This is a genomic window from Kocuria rosea, assembly GCF_006094695.1.
Taxonomy (GTDB): domain Bacteria; phylum Actinomycetota; class Actinomycetes; order Actinomycetales; family Micrococcaceae; genus Kocuria; species Kocuria rosea.
This window is the reverse complement of sequence record NZ_CP035103.1, coordinates 687,378-703,788: the sequence shown is the minus strand read 5'-3', so window position 1 is coordinate 703,788 and position 16,411 is coordinate 687,378. Positions and strand designations below refer to the sequence as shown.

The window sequence follows — 16,411 nt, the reverse complement described above, 5'->3', positions numbered from 1 at the left end:
ACGAGCGTAGTCGCCGCCCCTCCCGGCGCCTGCGGGGCGCCTCACCCGCGAGTGGCGGGGGCCGGACCGGTGCGCTGGGCGCGCGCGGCCAGGAGCCGATCGGCCACCAGGGACAGCACAGCGGCGAAGACCGAGATGAGCAGCGCCGCCAGCGCGGCGACGAGCAGCCCGGAGACGGCCAGCAGGCCCGTCAGGGCGGAGAAGACCCAGATGAGCACCGCGTTCACCGCCAGGGTGAGCAGCGCCAGCAGCACCACCGACCCCGGCTGGGGCAGCCGGGCGGTGACGAGCGGCACGAGCACGTTGCAGAGGCCGATGAACAGCGCCACCACCAGGTGGGAGAGCAGACCGCCCTCGATGGAGAACCCCGGGAGCAACCACGCGGTGAGCTCGACCGCCCCCGCCAGCACCGCCCACCGCACGAGAAGCGACACGACCATGGCTGTCTCCTGTCCTGCTGCGCCCCGCTGCCTGCCGGACGGTGCTCCCACTGTCGCGCCCACGGCCGGGCCCCGCATCACCCGCGACGGGTGATGCGGCGGGCCGGCCGGACACAATTCCGGCATCCGGGCTCCTGGAGTAGCCTCCAAGGATGACGGGCGAACGGAGCGGGGCTCGTCCACCGCCGCCGGAACCGCTGTCCGCCACGCGCTCCTCGATCCCCCGGGTGCCCGCCAGGACGGTGCGCCGCCCGCGTCTCGAGCGGATGCTCGACGCCGGGGTGGCCGCCGGCACCGTGGTCGTCTCCGCCCCGGCGGGGGCGGGCAAGACGCTGCTCCTGTCGGGGTGGGCCGCACCGCGCCGCCCGCCCGTGGCCTGGCTGTCGGTGGAGCCCGAGGACCGGGACCCCCAGCAGCTCTGGGCCCGCGTCCTGGCGTCCCTGCAGGCCGCGTCCGACGTCGGCCCCGGGAGCGCCCTGGCCGGTCTGCGCGCCCCGCCGACCCACGACCCCCGCTTCGTCGACCTCCTGGTGGAGGCCTGCGGGCTGCTCCCGGCGCCGCGGGTGCTCGTGCTCGACGACCTGCACCGCATCGCGGGCTCGCCCGCCGAGGAGACCCTGGCCGCGGCGGCCCGGAAGGACCTCGGCGCCCTCCGCCCGGTGATCGCCACCCGCAGCGACCCGGACCTGCCGCTGCAGCGGCTGCGGCTGAGCGGCCGGCTGACGGAGCTCCGCGCCGACGACCTCCGCTTCGACCCCGCGGAGGCCCTGGAGCTCCTCGCCGCCCAAGAGGTCGCCCCCACACCGCCGCAGCTGGCCGTGCTGCTGACGAGGACGGAGGGCTGGGCGGCAGGGCTCCGTCTCGCCGCGCTGGCCCTCGAGGGCGCCGAGGACGTGGGCGCGGCCGTCCGCGGACTGGCCGGGGACCAGCGCGGTCCCGCCGACTACTTCACCGAGGAGGTCCTCGCGCAGCAGGAGCCCGCGCTGACCCGGTTCCTGCTCGACACCTGCGTGGTCCGGCGCGTCTCGGGCGAGCTCGCCGACACCCTGACGGGCCGCAGCGACGGCCAGCGGCTGCTGGCCAGGCTCGAGCACGAGAACCTCTTCGTGGTCGCCCTCGACGACCGGCGGAAGTGGTACCGCTACCACCACCTCTTCGCCGACCTGCTGCGCCACCGGCTCAGGGCGGAGGACCCCGCGCGGCAGGCCGTCCTGCACCGGCGCGCCGCGGGCTGGTTCGCGGCCCACAGGGAGCTGCTCGAAGCGGCCCGGCACCTGCGCGCGGCGCAGGACTGGCCGGCGCTGGCCCGGTTCGTCCTGCGCAGCGCCGGCGCGGAGGTCCTGGGCACGGACCGCGCGGCCGTCGTCGCGCTGCTCAGCGGCGTGCCGGACGAGCTGGTCGCCCGGGACTGCGAGGTGGCCGCCGCGATCGCCGCCGTGCGCTACGCCGCCTACGACCCGGTGGGGGTCGCCTCCCACGCCGCGCGCGCCCGCGAGCTGCTGCCCCGGCTGTCCGCGCAGGACGCCCGGCTGACCACGGTGGTGCTCGCCACGCTCGACGCCGTTCTGGCGTGGATGCATGCGGACGCCACCGAGCAGGTCCGCCGTTCCAGGACCGCGATCCGGCAGCTGGACGAGGTGCTCCCCGAGGAGCTCCCGGCCGCCCCCGTGTACCGCATCGCCACCGCCACGGTGCTGGCCATGGGCCTCCTGTGGACCGGTGAGCTCGGCGCCGCCGAGACCACCCTCACCCGGACGGTCGCGGCCCTCGCGGACCGCTCCGCCATGACCCCGGTGCTCGCGCTGCACCTGCACGGGAACCTCGCCGCCCTGAAGGCGATGCGCGGCCGGCTGCGGGAGGCTCGCCGCGAGGTGGACGTCGCACTGGCCGTCGCGGAGGAGTCCGGCTGGACCTTCCTCCCGCTGACGGCCACGGCGTTCCTGGCGGAGGCGGTGATCCGGCTCCTGGAGCACGACGTCGGGGCCTGCGCCGCCGCCCTCGACCGCGGGAGGGCGTGCGTGGGCCGGGTGCCGGACCGCTACGCGGAGACCGGCCTGGCCCTGGTGGGCGTGCGGCTCGAGCTCTCGAAGGGGGACGTGACCGCGGCCCGGCACCTCCTGGGGCGGCTGCGCGGGAGCACGCAGGACTGGGCGATGCCGGACTTCCTCGCCCAGTGGTGCGAGCTGGTCCGGGCCGAGATCCTCCTGGCGGAGGGACGGCCCGCCGCCGTCCCGGCGCTGCTCGGCGACCCGCCCGTCACCGCCCCGTCCCGGGGGCGGCCCCACGGGCACCGGATCGTCCTGCGGGCCCGGGCCCTGCTGGAGACCAACGACCCCGCGCAGTGCCTGCGGCAGCTGCAGCACCTGTTCCGGGAGACCGAGGTGGACGGAGGACCCGCCGTCGAGGCCTGGCTGCTGGCGGCCCTCGCCCACGACCGGCTCCGCGACGAGGTGCAGGCCCATGCCTGCCTCGGGCGTTGTCTGGCCGTGGCGGCCCCCGAGCACATCGTGCGCCCCTTCCTGCTCGTGGACGGGCAGCGGGTCAGGAGACTGCTGGAGCTGCACCGGCGGGCCGTGGGCACGCACCGGGAGTTCGTCGGGACCGTCCTGGACCTCCTCGGCGGCAGCACCCCCGCCCGCGCACCGGCCGTGCTGGAGTCGCTGACCAGCCGCGAGCGCAGCGTGCTCCTGCTGCTGCCGACGATGATGAGCAACACGGAGGTCGGCGCCGAGCTGTACCTGTCGGTGAACACCGTCAAGGCGCACCTGAAGTCCCTGTACCGCAAGCTCGGCGTCAGCACCCGGCGGGAGGCCGTGCTCCGCGCCCGGACGCTCGGCCTCCTGGAGCACACGACCCTCGACGGGTCCCCCGGATCACCCGCGCCGGGTGAGGCCCGGCCCGCGGCGGAGCGGGACCCTGGAGGTGAACCCGGGGACGCCGAGAGCCCCGCCGGACCGGGGAGGACCTCATGAACTTCTGGGAGTTTCTGTGGCTGCTGGTGATCTGGACGCCGCTGGCCCTGCTCTGGGGCGTGGCGCTGGTCGACATCACCCGCCGTGAGGACATCAGGGGCGGGACGAAGGTGCTGTGGGCGCTCGTGATCGTCCTGCTGCCGTTCGTGGGACCGCTGGTCTATCTCCTCACCCGGTCCGTCGGCGCCGCCGAGGAGCAGCGCCTCGCGGCGGCCCGGTCGCGTCCGGGGCCGGGTGACGGGGGCCGTGCCCACCAGCTGACGCTCCTGGCGGACCTCCGGGACCGCGGCGCGCTGACCGCCGGGGAGTTCGAGGCCGAGAAGGCCCGGCTCCTGGGCGACGGCTCCCCGGGCGCGGACGGGCCGACCGCCGGCGGCACGACCGCAGCACCGTCGTCGTCGACGGGTGGCGGCGCGGAGGACGGTGCGGAGGACGACGCCGCGGGCCGGGCGGCGGCGCGGACGGTCTGAGGCCGCCCCGCACCGCCGGCGGCGCCCGGGTAGGCTTCGCGGATGAGAATTCCTCGTTCCTCCGGGCCCCGCCTGCTCCGTTCGTTCGCCGTCCGCTCCGCCCTGGGCATGGTGGCCGTGCAGGCGGCGGTGGTGGCCACCCTGGTGGCCACCGACGCGATCAAGCGCCGGAGCCGCTCGAGGCGCTCCGGGTTCCCCCGCCCGGGCACGTTCGAGCACACGGTCGCGGAGACCGGCACCACGATCTACACCTACGGCGAGGACCTCTACCGGGACATGCTCGCCGCGATCCGCGGCGCCCGGCACCGGGTGCTGCTGGAGACCTTCATCTGGAAGGACGACGAGGTCGGGCGCGAGTTCCTGGACGCCGTCAACGACGCCGCCGCCCGCGGTGTCGAGGTGCACGTCATGTACGACGGCTTCGGCAACCTCGTGGTGCCCCGCGGCTTCTACCGCTTCCACCCGGACGTGCACGTCTTCCGGTTCCCCGTCCTGCGCCCGCGCCTGCTGCTGAGCCCCCTGCAGGCGACCGGGCTGACCCACCGCAAGCTGCTGGTGGTCGACGACGAGGTCGGGTTCGTGGGCGGCTACAACCTCGGCTCGCTCTACGCCACGCAGTGGCGGGACACCCACGTGCGGCTCACCGGCCCCGCCGCCTTCGAGCTGGGCCACTCCTTCGCCGCGGTGTGGAACCACCCCTCGGCGCGGCGGCCGAAGCTCCCGCACGTGAACCCCGGCTCCTGGGACTCGCGGGTGCGCGCGATCAACAACATCCCGGCCAGCCTCGTGTACCCGATCCGCAGCGTCTACCTCGACGCGATCCACCGGGCCACGGACCACATCTACCTGACCACCGCCTACTTCATCCCCGACCAGCAGATCCTCTCCGCCCTGATCGAGGCGTCCCGGCGGGGCGTGGACGTGCGCGTCATCCTGCCCGAGGACTCCAACCACGTGCTCGCCGACTGGCTCTCCCGCGGCTTCTACTCGACCCTGCTGGCCGCGGACATCACCGTGCTGCTCTACCGCCACGCCATGATCCACGCCAAGACCGCGACGATCGACGGGCAGTGGTCGATCGTCGGCACCGCCAACATCGACCGGCTGAGCCTGGGCTTCAACTACGAGACGAACCTCGAGATCCACGACCGGGACGTGGCCGCGGACATGGAGGCGGTCTTCGCCGCCGACAGCGAGAACTGCCGGGAGCTGACCGCGGGCCGGTGGGACGAGCGGTCCCCCGCGGCCTGGTTCGCCGAGACCGTCCTGGTGCCGCTGCGCCCCTTCCTGTGACGCCGTGGCCCTCCGGGGCCGCTCAGGCCTGCGCTTCCGGCTCGTCCCCGGCCGGGGCGGGCCGTCGTGCGGCCGCCCGCGGGCGTCGTGCTCCGTGGCCCCGAGCCGGCCGCCGGGGCGGTGCTGGTAGCGCATCCGCTGGTACTTCCACCGCTCGGCCATGCTCGCCTTGGACCGGGCGGTGTCCTGGGGGTCGAGCGGGTCCGGTCCCAGCACCGGGTCCTCCCCCGCCTGGTACCGGCCGCTCCACACCTGGATCACGGCCCAGGCCACCGCGGTGATCGGCACGGCGAGGATGGCCCCGAAGATCCCGCCGACGATGGTGCCCACCGTGAGGGCCAGCAGCACGACGATCGCGTGCAGGCTCAGGGTCCGGCCCATCACCACGGGCTGGAGGAGGTCGCCCTCGATCTGGTTGACGACGACGACGACGCCGGCCACGATCAGGGCGGTCCACGGGCCGTTGGTCACGAGCGTGACCAGGGCGGCCAGGATCCCCGCGGCCGTGGCGCCGACGATCGGGACGAACCCGCCGATGAACACGATGACGGCCAGCGGCAGCGCCAAGGGCACCCCGAGCAGGGCCAGGGGCACCCCGATGAACACCGCGTCGACGGCGGCGACGACCGCGGTGCCGCGCACGTAGCCGCCGAGCACCTGGACCGCCCGGTCCCCGGACTCGGCGAGCCGCGCCCGGGTCCCGCCGTGGAACCAGCGCAGCGTGAAGTTCCACATCTTCGCGCCGTCCTTCAGGAAGAAGAACAGGACGACGGTCATGAGCACCACGCCGGCGAGGAACTCGGTGGCGGCCGTGAGCCCGCTGATGGCTCCCCCGGCGAACGCGCTGGACGTGAGGAAGTCGGTGGCCCGCTGGAGCAGCGCGTCCAGGGAGGCGGTGTCCACGGGCAGGGGCCCGGACATGATCACGCGCTGCAGCTCCTCCCACCCCTCCACGGCCGAGGCCGAGAGGTTGTCCCACTCGCTGCGGACCGCGAGGACGATGCCCGTCACCACCCCGCCCACCAGAGCGAGGATGCCCAGGAACGCCGCCGCGGTGGCCAGCAGGGGCGCGGGAGACGGTGCTACCCTCGGGCGTCGGCGTGACGCGGGAGAGGCGGTGGTGGTCGTGGTGGCCGTGGAGGATCTCGACCCGAGCGCGGCCTTCGACGCCGTCGACCTGCTCGGCGTGCTGACCAACGGCGTCCTGGGCGGGGTGGTGGCGCGCCAGCTGAAGATGGACCCCGTCGGCTTCGCGTTCCTGGCCGTCGTCTCCGCGCTCGGCGGGGGACTGCTGCGCGACACCCTCCTGCAGGTCGGCTTCCCCGTGGCCCTGACGAACCCCGCGTACCTGATCACGGCGATCGCCGGCGCCACCATCGCGTTCTTCCTGCAGTTCCGGGGGAAGTGGACCAACCGCGTCCTGGTGGTGGCCGACGCCCTGGCCCTGGGCTGCTGGGCGGCGACGGGCACGGGCAAGGCCCTCGACGTGGGACTGACCTGGCTGCCGGCCGTCATGATCGGGGTGATCACCGCCGTGGGCGGCGGGATGATCCGCGACATCGCGGTGGGGCGGGTGCCGATGATCTTCGGCGGCAACACCCTCTACGCGACCGGGGCGGTGATCGGCAGCGCCGAGATGGCGGTGCTGCACGGTCTGGGCTACCCCAACTGGGGCATGGCCGCGGCGATCCTCACCGCCGCCACGGTCACCGTGGTGGCCCGGCGCCGGGGGTGGCGGCTGCCCGGGGCGGGCGAGTGGAACGTGCGCCTGCCCCGCAGGGACTGGCCCCGCCCGATGTGGCGTCCGCGCCGGCCCGGCGGTCCCGGCCGCGGCGAGGAGCCCGGCGCGTCCTGACGCCCCGCCGGCCCGCGCGCGGGCAGGGGCGCAGCCCGGTCAGGCGCCCAGGACCCGCTCGAGTCCGTCCTGCATGTGGGCCCGCAGCAGCGTGTCCGCACGGTCCGCGTCCTGCGCGTCGAGCGCCTCGGCGATCTCGGTGTGCTCCCGGAGGCGGGCGTCGGCGGACCCGTAGGTCCCCTGCATGCCGGTCAGGGACATCCGGATCTGGGTGAGCAGCGTCCGGTGCATGCCGAGCAGCCGGGGGCTGCCGGCGAGCTCCACGAGCAGCTCGTGGAAGTGCAGGTCCGCCTCCGACATCGCGCGCCCGTTCGGCTCCGGGGCGGCGGCCCGCATCTCGGCCAGCGGCACGGCCAGCGCCTCGGCGGCCCGGGGCCCGGTGCCCGTGGCCACGATCCGGCGCACGGCCGCGCACTCCACGGCCTCCCGGGCGAGGTACATGTCCCGGACCGCGTCCTCGGTCAGCTCCATCACGAACAGCCCGCGGTTGCGGTGGCCCACGAGCAGGCCCTCCTGCGTGAGCCGCTGCATGGCCTCGCGCAGGGGTCCCCGGCTCACGTTGAGCTCCCTGGCCAGCTCCTGCTCCACGAGCTGGCTCCCGGGCGGGAAGCGGCCGTCGGCGATGGCCTCCCGCAGGATCCTGGCGATGAGCGCAGGGGTCGACTCCTGGACCACGGGGGGAAGGGCCGACCGGGCTGCCATGCTGCTCTCCATCTCTCGTCCGGCCCGGGGCGGGGCGCCCGGGCCGAGGATCCATCCTAGTTCGCGCCGTGCCGGCCGGCTCAGGGCTCCTCCGCGCGGGCGAACCGCAGGGTCTCGCCCCGGGCCCCGCCCATCCACACGTCCTGGCACGCGGCGGCCAGCTCGTCGAGGCCGTCCTCGATCGTGGCGAAGACGTTGCCCGGCACCCACCCAACGTCTCCATTGAGCAGCAGGTTGTTCCGGCCGTAGAAGACGGCGAGGTCGATGAGCAGGCGGTGCTCGGAGGTCCCGGAGGAGGCGTCGTAGCCGTAGGCGGGGTTCTCGAGCACCCCGTCGAAGCTGAAGTAGCAGAGGTCCCCCGGGATGGGCGTCACGGTCTGGTTCTCGGGCCCCGGCTCCTCGGGCGCGAACGCCGGGACCAGGGCGTAGATCTCGTTGCGGGCGAACTTCCCGTGGAAGACCTGGCCGGCGAGGGGCAGCGCCCGCCAGACGGCCTCGGCGGTCCGGGGCGCCTCGCGGTCCAGGAGCCGGGCGCGGGCGGTGACGGCGCGCCGCTCCAGGCCGACGGTGAGGTAGCGGGTCACGGGGTGCTCCGCACCGGCACCGCGGCGGAGGACCGGGCCGCGGCCGGTGGGCGGAGGGCGCCGTGGCCGGCCGCGGCCTCGTAGGCGGCCGCGGCGTCGAGCACCCGCTGGTCGCCGTGGCGCGGGCCCACGATCTGCAGGCCGACGGGCAGCCCCTCCGCGGAGAGCCCGCACGGGACGGTGACCGCGGGCTGCTGGGTGAGGTTGAAGGGGTAGGAGTAGGGCGTCCAGCTGGTCCAGTCCTGGCTCGGGGACCCGGCCGGGACGTCCGTGCCGGCCTCGAAGGCCGTCCGGGGCAGGGTGGGCGTCACGAGGACGTCGTAGCGCTCGTGCAGCAGGCCCATCCGGCGGCCCCAGGCCATGCGGCAGGCCGTGGCGTCGAGGTAGTCCTGGGCGGTGAAGCCGTGGTGCCGCTCGAGCGCGGCGCGCAGGGAGGGGTCGATCCGTTCGAGCGCGCCCGCCCCGCAGCCGGCCACCACGGCCGCCGCGCCGCTGAACCAGAGCACGTGGTAGGCCCACACGGGGTCCTCCTGGCCCAGCTCCACCTCCTCGACCACCGCGCCGAGCTCGGCCAGCACCCCGACGGCCGCCCGCACGGAGCGCTCCACCCCGGGGTCGTTGGCGCCGTAGCCGAGGTCCGGGCTGAAGGCCACCCGCAGGCCGGCCGCCCGCTCCGGGCCGGCCAGCCGGCCGAGGAAGCTCCCGGTGGGGGTGGGCAGCGCGGACCAGTCCCGGGGGTCGTACCCGGACAGGGCGTCGAGCATCGCGGCGGCGTCGGCCACGGTGCGGGTCAGCGGCCCGGCGTGGGCCAGCGTGCCGAAGGGGCTCGCCGGGTACAGGGGCACCAGCCCGTAGGTGGGCTTGAGCCCCACGATCCCGCAGAAGGAGGCCGGGATGCGGACGGACCCCCCGCCGTCGGTGCCCACCGACAGGGCGCCGAGCCGGGCCGCCACGGCGGCGGCCGAGCCGCCCGAGGAGCCGCCGGGGGTCCGGGCGGTGTCCCAGGGGTTGACCGTGACACCGGTGCGGGGGCTGTCCGTGACGCCCTTCCAGCCGAACTCCGGGGTGGTCGTCCTGCCGACGAGCACCGCGCCGGCCTCCTTGAGCCGGGCCACCGACGGGGCGTCCTCGTCCCACGGCCCGGCGTCGTCGACGAGCAGGGAGCCCCGCAGGGTGGGCCGGCCGCGGGCCAGGAGCAGGTCCTTGACCGTGGTGGGCACCCCGTCCAGCGGTCCGCGCCCCTCCCCGCGGGCCCAGCGCTCCTGCGAGTCCCGGGCGCCGCGCAGCGCCTCGTCGCCCTCCACGAGGCAGAAGGCGTTGAGGACCGGGTCCACGGTCTCGATCGCGCGCAGCGTCGCCTCGACGACCTCGACCGGCGACAGCTCGCCCGCGGCGTAGGCCGCCGACAGCTGCAGCGCGGACAGCTCCAGCACGTCCTGCACGGGACCCCCTCCGGCGGCTACGATTGTCGACAATCAAACTGTAAGCTCTTCGCCGATCTCGTCCAACCCTCCCGGGAGGGGGCGCCCCGACGTGCACACCGTGGTCATGCTCTATCCCGGGCACAGCGCGGAGGACGACTACGCGGTGCTGGAGCGCCTCGTGCCGGACGCCGCCTTCCCCGTGGTGCACACCTGGGAGGGCGGCACCGCGCACGACGTCGGGGCGCTGCTCGACCTCGGCGCCCGCCGGCACCTGGAGCCCGCCGCCCGCCGGGCGCGCGCCCACGCCCCGGACGCCGTGCTGTGGGCCTGCACGTCGGGCAGCTTCGTGCACGGCCGGGAGGGCGCGCTCGTCCAGGCCCGCTGGGTGGCCGAGGCCGGCGGCGCTCCCGCCTCCTCGACGTCCTGGGCGTTCTCGGCGGCGGTCCGGCACCTGGGGGCCCGCCGGGTCGCGGTGGCGGCGACCTACCCGGCGGACGTCGCGGTCCGCTTCACGGCCTTCCTGGCCGGGGACGGCATCACGGTCACGGCGCTGTCCGCCCACGGCGTCCCCAGCGGCGAGGACGCCGGGCGCCTCGACGCCGAGTGGCTGCTCGGGGCCGCGCGCGCCGCGGACGTCCGGGGCGCCGAGTGCCTGCTCGTCCCGGACACGGCCCTGCACACGGTGGCCGCCCTGCCGGAGCTCGAGCGGGCGCTCGGGCTGCCCGTGCTGACCGCGAACCAGGTGACGGCGTGGCACGGGCTGCGGCTGGCCGGGCACCCCGCCCGCGCCGACCGGCTCGGCGCCCTCTTCCGGGCGTGACCCTGGCCGGCTCAGCGCAGCTCGGCCTCGCGGGACGGCAGGGCGCACAGGCGCTGCCCCGGGCCCTCCGGGGTCAGGCCCAGCCGGCGCAGGCCCGCCCACAGCGTGACCTGGTTGGCGGTCAGCACCGGCTTGCCCAGCTCCTGCTCGAGGGGCGCGATGAGGTCGTAGGTGGGCAGGTTGGTGCAGGCCACGAAGACGGCCCGGGCCTCCTGCCGGTCCGCCCGGCGGACGAGGTCCGCCGTCACGGCGTAGGGGACGTGCCAGATGAGCCGGTCCAGCCCCAGGCCCGCGCAGGCGACGACGTCCCTGCCGTCCTCCGCGAGGAAGTCCTCCAGCCGCTGCGTGAGCCGCTCGACGTAGGGGGTGGCGATCGCGAGGGCGGTCGTGCCCAGGGCGTCGAGCGCCTCGAGCAGCGCCTCGGAGGTGGTGAGGGCCGGGACACCGGTCTCCTCGGCGATCGTCCGGGAGATCCGCCGGGCCCCCCGCCGGCCGTGCACGAAGCTGCCGGACGTGCAGGCGTAGACCACGGCCTCCGGGCCCACGGCCGCCAGGGAGCGGGCCGCCGCCCTGATCTCGGCGTCGTCGCCGATCCGCGCGGCCATGAGCTCGTCCACGACCAGGGGGTGGTACGGCGTGCGCGCCACCGCCAGGGACGTCGTCGCGGGCATCCACCGCCACATCTCGCGGTCGAGGGCCATGTCGTAGGGGTTCACCACGCCGAGCACGCGCTGGACGCCGGGGCCCTCCGGGAGGGGCGTCTGCGGGGCGGCCATGCCTCCATGCTGGCACCGCTCCGGCCGGTCGACAACGGTCGTGACCGGACACGACGAGGGCCCGGGAGCCGTCCTCCGGCGTCCCCCGGGCCCTGGCGACCGCCGGGTCAGCGCTGCAGCTGCTCCGCGGCGGTGGGGTCCGAGTCGTTGAGGAACTTCTGGATCCGCTCGGCCTCGTCGAACTCGCCGATGGCCGCGGCGGCCCGGCCCAGGGCCGCGAGCGCCCGCAGGAAGCCGCGGTTGGGCTCGTGGGAGAACGGGACGGGCCCGTGGCCCTTCCACCCGTGGCCGCGCAGGGCGTCGAGGCCGCGGTGGTAGCCCACGCGGGCGAAGGCGTAGCCCTCGAGGACGCGGCCCTCGGTGAGGGCGTCCTCGGCGCACATGGCCCACGCGAGGGAGGCCTTCGGGAAGCGCGCGGCGAGGTCCTCCGCCTCGTCGCCCGCCTCGATGCGCTCGACCAGGCCCGGGTCCTCGGTGAGGTAGGTGGGCTCGGGGCCGCCGAGCAGGTTCTTGCCGGTGAGGCTCATGAGGGACGGGGTCCTTTCGATGCGCGGGACTGCGGGGCGTGCAGGACGGGCGCGGGAACGACGGCGGCGCCCCGCTCGGGCAGGACGCCGCCGTCGTGCTCCGCGGCCGCGGAGGGGCGGCTACTTGACGGAGGTCCCGGCGGAGCCGAGGTTCTGGCAGGCCTCGACCACGCGGGCGGCCATGGACTCCTCGGCCAGGGCCCCCCACACGCGCGGGTCGTACTTCTTCTTGTTGCCGACCTCGCCGTCGATCTTCAGGACGCCGTCGTAGTTGGCGAACATGAACCCGGCGATGGGGCGGGTGAAGGCGTACTGGGTGTCGGTGTCCACGTTCATCTTGACCACGCCGTAGGAGACGGCGTCGGCGATCTCCTGCGCGGAGGAGCCGGAGCCGCCGTGGAAGACGAGGTCGAACGGGCGGTCCTGGCCGAGCTTCTTGCCGACCTCCGCCTGGATCTGCTGCAGCAGCTCGGGGCGCAGCTTGACCCCGCCGGGCTTGTACACGCCGTGCACGTTGCCGAAGGTCAGGGCGGTGAGGTAGCGGCCGTTCTCGCCGGCGCCGAGGGCCTCGACCGTGGCGAGACCGTCCTCGACGGTGGAGTACAGCTTCTCGTTGATCTCGTTCTCGACGCCGTCCTCCTCGCCGCCGACCGCGCCGATCTCGACCTCGAGGATGATCTTGGCCTTGTTCGTGCGGGCCAGCAGGTCCTGGGCGATCCTGAGGTTCTCGTCGAGCTCGATGGCGGAGCCGTCCCACATGTGGGACTGGAAGATCGGGTCCTCGCCGCGGGCCACGGCCTTCTCCGACTCCTCCAGCAGCGGCAGCACGAAGCCCTCGAGCTTGTCCTGCGGGCAGTGGTCGGTGTGCAGGGCGATGTTGACGTCGTAGTTCTTGGCGACCTCGCGGGCGAAGGCGGCCATCGCGAGCGAGCCGTTGACCATGTCCTTGACGGAGGCCCCGGACCAGTAGGCGGCGCCGCCGGTGGAGGCCTGGATGATGCCGTCCGAGCCGGCCTCGGCGAAGCCGCGGATGGCGGCGTTGAGGGTCTGGGAGGAGGTGACGTTGATCGCCGGGTAGGCGAAACCCTTCTCCTTGGCCCGGTCGATCATCTCGGCGTAGACATCAGGGGTTGCGATGGGCATGCTGGCTCCTTCGGTTCGGGTGTGGCCTGGCTCCCACTCTAGCCAAAGCCGCGCCGCGGGACGACGGGGGGACGGCGGGTGGACGCGGCGGGTCGCCCGTCAGGCGACCGGCTGGCCGAAGACGTGGCGCCGGATCCAGGCGTGCATCGCCACCGCGGCCGCCGCGGAGGCGTTGATGGAGCGGGTCGAGCCGAACTGGGCGATCGACAGGGTGGCCCCGGCCGCGGCGTGCATCTCGGGGCTCAGCCCCGGCCCCTCCTGGCCGAGCACCAGCACGCAGCGCTCGGGCAGGTCGTAGGTCTCGAGCCGCTGCGAGTCGGGGAAGTTGTCGATCCCGATCACGGGCAGGCCCTCGGCGTCCGCCCAGGCGGCGAACTCCTCGACGCTCGCGTGGTGGCGCAGGTGCTGGTACCGGTCGGTGACCATCGCTCCCCTGCGGTTCCAGCGCCGTCTGCCGACGATGTGCACCTCCCGGGCGAGAAACGCGTTGGCGGTGCGCACCACCGAGCCGATGTTCAGGTCGTGCTGCCAGTTCTCGACCGCCACGTGGAACCCGTGCCGGCGGGTGTCCAGATCGGCCACGATCGCGTCCATCGTCCAGTACCTATAGGCGTCCACGACGTTGCGCCGGTCCCCGTGCTCGAGCAGCTCCGGATCCCACTGCTCCCCCTCGGGCCACGGGCCCGCCCAGGGGCCGACGCCCACCGCGGGGCCCGGTCCCGCGGCGCCGGTCCCGTCGACGGGGTCAGTCAAGCCCGAGCTCGTCCTTCGTGAAGGCGTAGAGGCACGGCACGCCCGCCGTCTCCTCGATGCGCTCCTTGGCGCCGGTCCGCCGGTCCACGATGATCGCCACGGCCACCACGTTGGCGCCGGCCCGCTGCAGGGCCTCCACCGCGGTGAGCGCGGACCCGCCGGTCGTGGAGGTGTCCTCCACGACGACGACGTCGCGGCCCTGCACCGGGGGGCCCTCGACCTGGCGGCCCATCCCGTAGCTCTTCTGGGCCTTGCGGACCACGAACGTGTCGACGGCCCGGCCCTGGTCCCCCGCCGTGCGCATGATCGCGTGGCCCACGGGGTCCGCCCCCATGGTCAGCCCGCCCACGGCGGCGCAGGAGATCCCGGCCTCGTCGAGCAGCGCCAGCATCACCTGACCCACGTAGCGCGACGCCTCGTGGTGGAGGGTCACGCGGCGCAGGTCCACGTAGTAGTCGGCCTCGATGCCGCTGGCGAGCGTGACCCGGCCCCGCACCACGGCGAGGTCGATGATCAGCTGGCGGAGGCGGTCGCGGGCCGTCGCGAGGTCGACGGGCGAGAAGTCGGTGGTCATGGGCCCCAGTCTATGGGGCGGTCTCTCAGCGGGGCGCCATGCGCAGCGCCCCGTCCATCCGGACGGTGGTGCCGTTGAGGTAGTCGTTGTCGAGGAACGCCGCCACGAGCTGGGCGAACTCCCCGGGCCGGCCGAGCCGGCGCGGGAACGGCACACCCGCCGCGAGCGCGGCCCGGAACTCCTCGCCCACCGCCGCGAGCATGGGCGTCTCGATCACGCCGGGGGCGATGGTGTTCACCCGGATGCCGGCGCTCGCGAGGTCCCGGGCCGCGGTGATGCCGAGGCTGTGCACCCCGCCCTTCGACGCCGCGTAGGCGGCCTGCCCCACCTGCCCCTCGAACGCGGCGACGGAGGCCGTGTTGACGACCAGCCCGCGCTGGCCGTCGTCGTCGACGGGGTCGGTGGCGGCGATCCGCTCCGCGGCCAGGGCGAGGACCGTGAAGGTGCCGAGGAGGTTCACGCGCAGCACGGTCTCGAACAGGTCGAGGTCGTGCACCCCCTTCTTCCCCAGCACCCGGGCCGAGGGGCCGATGCCGGCGCAGTTGACCACGGTGCGCAGGGGCCCGGCCCCGGCCGCGGCCGCGACGGCCCCGCGCACCTGCTCCCGGTCGGTGACGTCGGCGGGCACGCGGGTGACGCCGGGGACGTCGGGGGCGTTCTCGAGCGCGGCCGGGAGGTCCACGCCGAAGACCCGCACGCCGCGCCCGGCGAGCAGCGCGGCGGTGGCCGCGCCGAGGCCCGAGGCGGCGCCGGTGACGAGGGCGGAGGTGTCGGTGACGTCCATGCGGGGTCCTTTCGGAAGGAGCTGCTCGGGGCGGTGGGGGCCGGACGGTGGTGCGGGGACCCGGCTCAGACGAACGCGGAGACGCCGGTGACGGCGCGGCCCACGATCAGGGCGTTGATCTCGTAGGTGCCCTCGTAGGTGTAGAGGATCTCGACGTCGTTGAAGAGCTTGGCCATCTCGTGGTCGGTGACCACGCCGTTGCCGCCGAGCAGGTTCCGGCCCAGGGCCGCGGACTCGCGGGCCAGGGACGTGGTGGTGGCCTTGGCCAGCGCGGCGTGGGGCATGTCGAAGCCCCCGTCCTCCTGGAGCCGGGCGATCTGGGCCATGAGGCCCAGGGCGGCCGTGGCGTTGCCGAGGATCCGGGCGAGGGGCTCCTGGACGAGCTGGAACTTCGCGAGCGGGCGGCCGAACTGCCGCCGGGTCAGGGCGTAGTCGCGGGCGACGTCGAAGATCGCGAGCTGGACCCCGGCGCTCTGCCAGCCCACCCAGGCGCGGGAGTTGCGCAGCATCACGTTGGCCGCGGCGAAGTCCTGCGCCCCGGGCAGGGCGTTGTCCGCCGGGATGCGGACCTCGTCCAGGACGATGTCGGCGTTCTGCATGATCCGCAGCCCGATCTTGTGCTCGATCTTCGTGGCGGACCAGCCCGGCCGGTCGGTCTCCACGAGGAAGCCCTTGACCTTCCCGTCGGCGGTGTCGCGGGCCCAGACGATCGCGACGTCGGCGATCGTGCCGGCGCCGATCCAGCGCTTGGTCCCGGTGAGCACCCACTCGTCCCCGTCCCGGGTCGCGGTGGTGGCCAGGCCGCCGGCGATGTCGGAGCCGTGCTCGGGCTCGGTGAGGGCGAAGGCGCCGAGGGCCCGGAAGCGGCGCAGGTCGGGCAGCCAGCGGTTCTTCTGCTCCTCCGAGCCCAGGGCGGCGATCAGGTCGACGATGAGCTCGTTGTGGATCCCGACGAGGGCGCTCAGCGACACGTCGGCCCGGGCGACCTCGGCGTAGGCCAGGCCCCGGTAGAGCCGGCTCGCCCCGGAGAGCTCGAGCTCGCCGAGCCCGTGGGCGGCCAGCGCCGGGAGCAGGTGGGACGGGAACTCCTCGCGGTTCCAGTAGGGCGTGACCACGGGGCGGACCTGCTCCTGGAGGAAGGTGTGCAGGTCGGCCAGCCGGGCGCGCTCCTCCGGGGGGAGCAGGGCGGCGAAGCAGAAGAGGTCGGCGTCCGGGAAGGGGATGCCGGGGTGCTGCTCCACGGACGGGGATTCGCCGCGCAGGACGGGAGTCATGGGTGGTCCTCTCGTCGGCC

The 16,411-nt window shown here is 74.8% G+C and carries 16 protein-coding genes and 1 pseudogene; 5 read left to right on the top strand and 12 right to left on the bottom strand.

All coding sequences use genetic code 11. The features are described from left to right. Positions 1-41: 41 nt before the first annotated feature. Positions 42-440, bottom strand: coding sequence for a phage holin family protein (locus EQG70_RS03240; RefSeq protein WP_035925575.1), 399 nt, complete (start codon positions 438-440; stop codon positions 42-44). Between the two features lie 152 nt (positions 441-592). Here EQG70_RS03240 and EQG70_RS03235 point away from each other — a divergent pair, with 152 nt between their 5' ends. From EQG70_RS03235 to EQG70_RS03225, 3 genes are read left to right on the top strand one after another with little or no spacing between them, the layout of a single operon-like run. After that, positions 593-3,412, top strand: coding sequence for a winged helix-turn-helix domain-containing protein (locus EQG70_RS03235; protein ID WP_244296650.1), 2,820 nt, complete (start codon positions 593-595; stop codon positions 3,410-3,412). After that, entirely contained in the window at positions 3,409-3,882 is a 474-nt protein-coding gene (locus EQG70_RS03230; RefSeq protein ID WP_017833062.1) for an SHOCT domain-containing protein, read from the top strand. The genes EQG70_RS03235 and EQG70_RS03230 overlap by 4 nt, the downstream gene beginning before the upstream one ends. Before the next feature lie 42 nt (positions 3,883-3,924). Next, on the top strand, positions 3,925-5,175 hold the full coding sequence (locus tag EQG70_RS03225; RefSeq protein ID WP_051063743.1) for a phospholipase D-like domain-containing protein: 1,251 nt from the start codon (positions 3,925-3,927) through the stop codon (positions 5,173-5,175). Between the two features lie 306 nt (positions 5,176-5,481). Here the strand turns inward: EQG70_RS03225 and EQG70_RS18815 are convergent. Beyond that, positions 5,482-6,054 (bottom strand): annotated as a pseudogene (locus EQG70_RS18815) (AI-2E family transporter); the annotation flags it as partial. Here EQG70_RS18815 and EQG70_RS18275 point away from each other — a divergent pair. Then, on the top strand, positions 5,951-7,030 hold the full coding sequence (locus EQG70_RS18275) for a trimeric intracellular cation channel family protein (protein ID WP_138976447.1): 1,080 nt from the start codon (positions 5,951-5,953) through the stop codon (positions 7,028-7,030). The pseudogene EQG70_RS18815 and the gene EQG70_RS18275 overlap by 104 nt on opposite strands. A gap of 39 nt (positions 7,031-7,069) precedes the next feature. Here the strand turns inward: EQG70_RS18275 and EQG70_RS03210 are convergent, their stop codons facing one another. From EQG70_RS03210 to EQG70_RS03200, 3 genes are all read right to left on the bottom strand, one after another. After that, positions 7,070-7,732, bottom strand: a complete 663-nt coding sequence (locus EQG70_RS03210; protein ID WP_035925743.1) for a GntR family transcriptional regulator — start codon at positions 7,730-7,732, stop codon at positions 7,070-7,072. A gap of 80 nt (positions 7,733-7,812) precedes the next feature. Continuing rightward, complete coding sequence (locus tag EQG70_RS03205) at positions 7,813-8,316, bottom strand: DUF3830 family protein (RefSeq protein WP_017833058.1); 504 nt, start codon at positions 8,314-8,316, stop codon at positions 7,813-7,815. Then, complete coding sequence (locus tag EQG70_RS03200; RefSeq protein ID WP_109268546.1) at positions 8,313-9,758, bottom strand: amidase; 1,446 nt, start codon at positions 9,756-9,758, stop codon at positions 8,313-8,315. The genes EQG70_RS03205 and EQG70_RS03200 overlap by 4 nt, the downstream gene beginning before the upstream one ends. A 91-nt stretch (positions 9,759-9,849) precedes the next feature. On the opposite strand from EQG70_RS03200, the gene EQG70_RS03195 reads away from it, so the two are divergent. Further along, positions 9,850-10,560, top strand: a complete 711-nt coding sequence (locus tag EQG70_RS03195; RefSeq protein ID WP_109268547.1) for a maleate cis-trans isomerase family protein — start codon at positions 9,850-9,852, stop codon at positions 10,558-10,560. Between the two features lie 11 nt (positions 10,561-10,571). Here EQG70_RS03195 and EQG70_RS03190 read toward each other — a convergent pair whose 3' ends face one another. From EQG70_RS03190 to EQG70_RS03160, 7 genes are all read right to left on the bottom strand, one after another. Next, positions 10,572-11,336: a maleate cis-trans isomerase family protein gene (locus EQG70_RS03190; protein ID WP_109221778.1), complete on the bottom strand. Its 765-nt coding sequence runs from the start codon at positions 11,334-11,336 to the stop codon at positions 10,572-10,574. A 107-nt stretch (positions 11,337-11,443) separates the two neighbouring features. Beyond that, entirely contained in the window at positions 11,444-11,863 is a 420-nt protein-coding gene (locus tag EQG70_RS03185; protein ID WP_109242989.1) for a DUF3151 domain-containing protein, read from the bottom strand. Positions 11,864-11,983: 120 nt separating this feature from the next. Next, positions 11,984-13,006 (bottom strand): class II fructose-bisphosphate aldolase, encoded by a 1,023-nt coding sequence (gene fbaA / locus EQG70_RS03180; RefSeq protein WP_109221779.1) that lies wholly within the window; start codon positions 13,004-13,006, stop codon positions 11,984-11,986. Between the two features lie 99 nt (positions 13,007-13,105). Next, the gene (locus EQG70_RS03175; protein ID WP_109242990.1) at positions 13,106-13,759 is read right to left on the bottom strand and encodes a TrmH family RNA methyltransferase; all 654 of its coding nucleotides are present in this window, start codon (positions 13,757-13,759) and stop codon (positions 13,106-13,108) included. Further along, a complete protein-coding gene (pyrE, locus tag EQG70_RS03170; protein WP_017833050.1) occupies positions 13,752-14,333 on the bottom strand; it encodes an orotate phosphoribosyltransferase in 582 nt (193 codons plus the stop codon). The genes EQG70_RS03175 and pyrE overlap by 8 nt, the downstream gene beginning before the upstream one ends. A 25-nt stretch (positions 14,334-14,358) precedes the next feature. Next, positions 14,359-15,117 carry an SDR family NAD(P)-dependent oxidoreductase gene (locus EQG70_RS03165; protein WP_109268548.1) on the bottom strand — a complete coding sequence of 253 codons (759 nt, stop codon included), beginning with the start codon at positions 15,115-15,117 and terminating at the stop codon, positions 14,359-14,361. Between the two features lie 65 nt (positions 15,118-15,182). Further along, positions 15,183-16,391 carry an acyl-CoA dehydrogenase family protein gene (locus EQG70_RS03160; protein WP_109242991.1) on the bottom strand — a complete coding sequence of 403 codons (1,209 nt, stop codon included), beginning with the start codon at positions 16,389-16,391 and terminating at the stop codon, positions 15,183-15,185. Positions 16,392-16,411 lie beyond the last annotated feature (20 nt).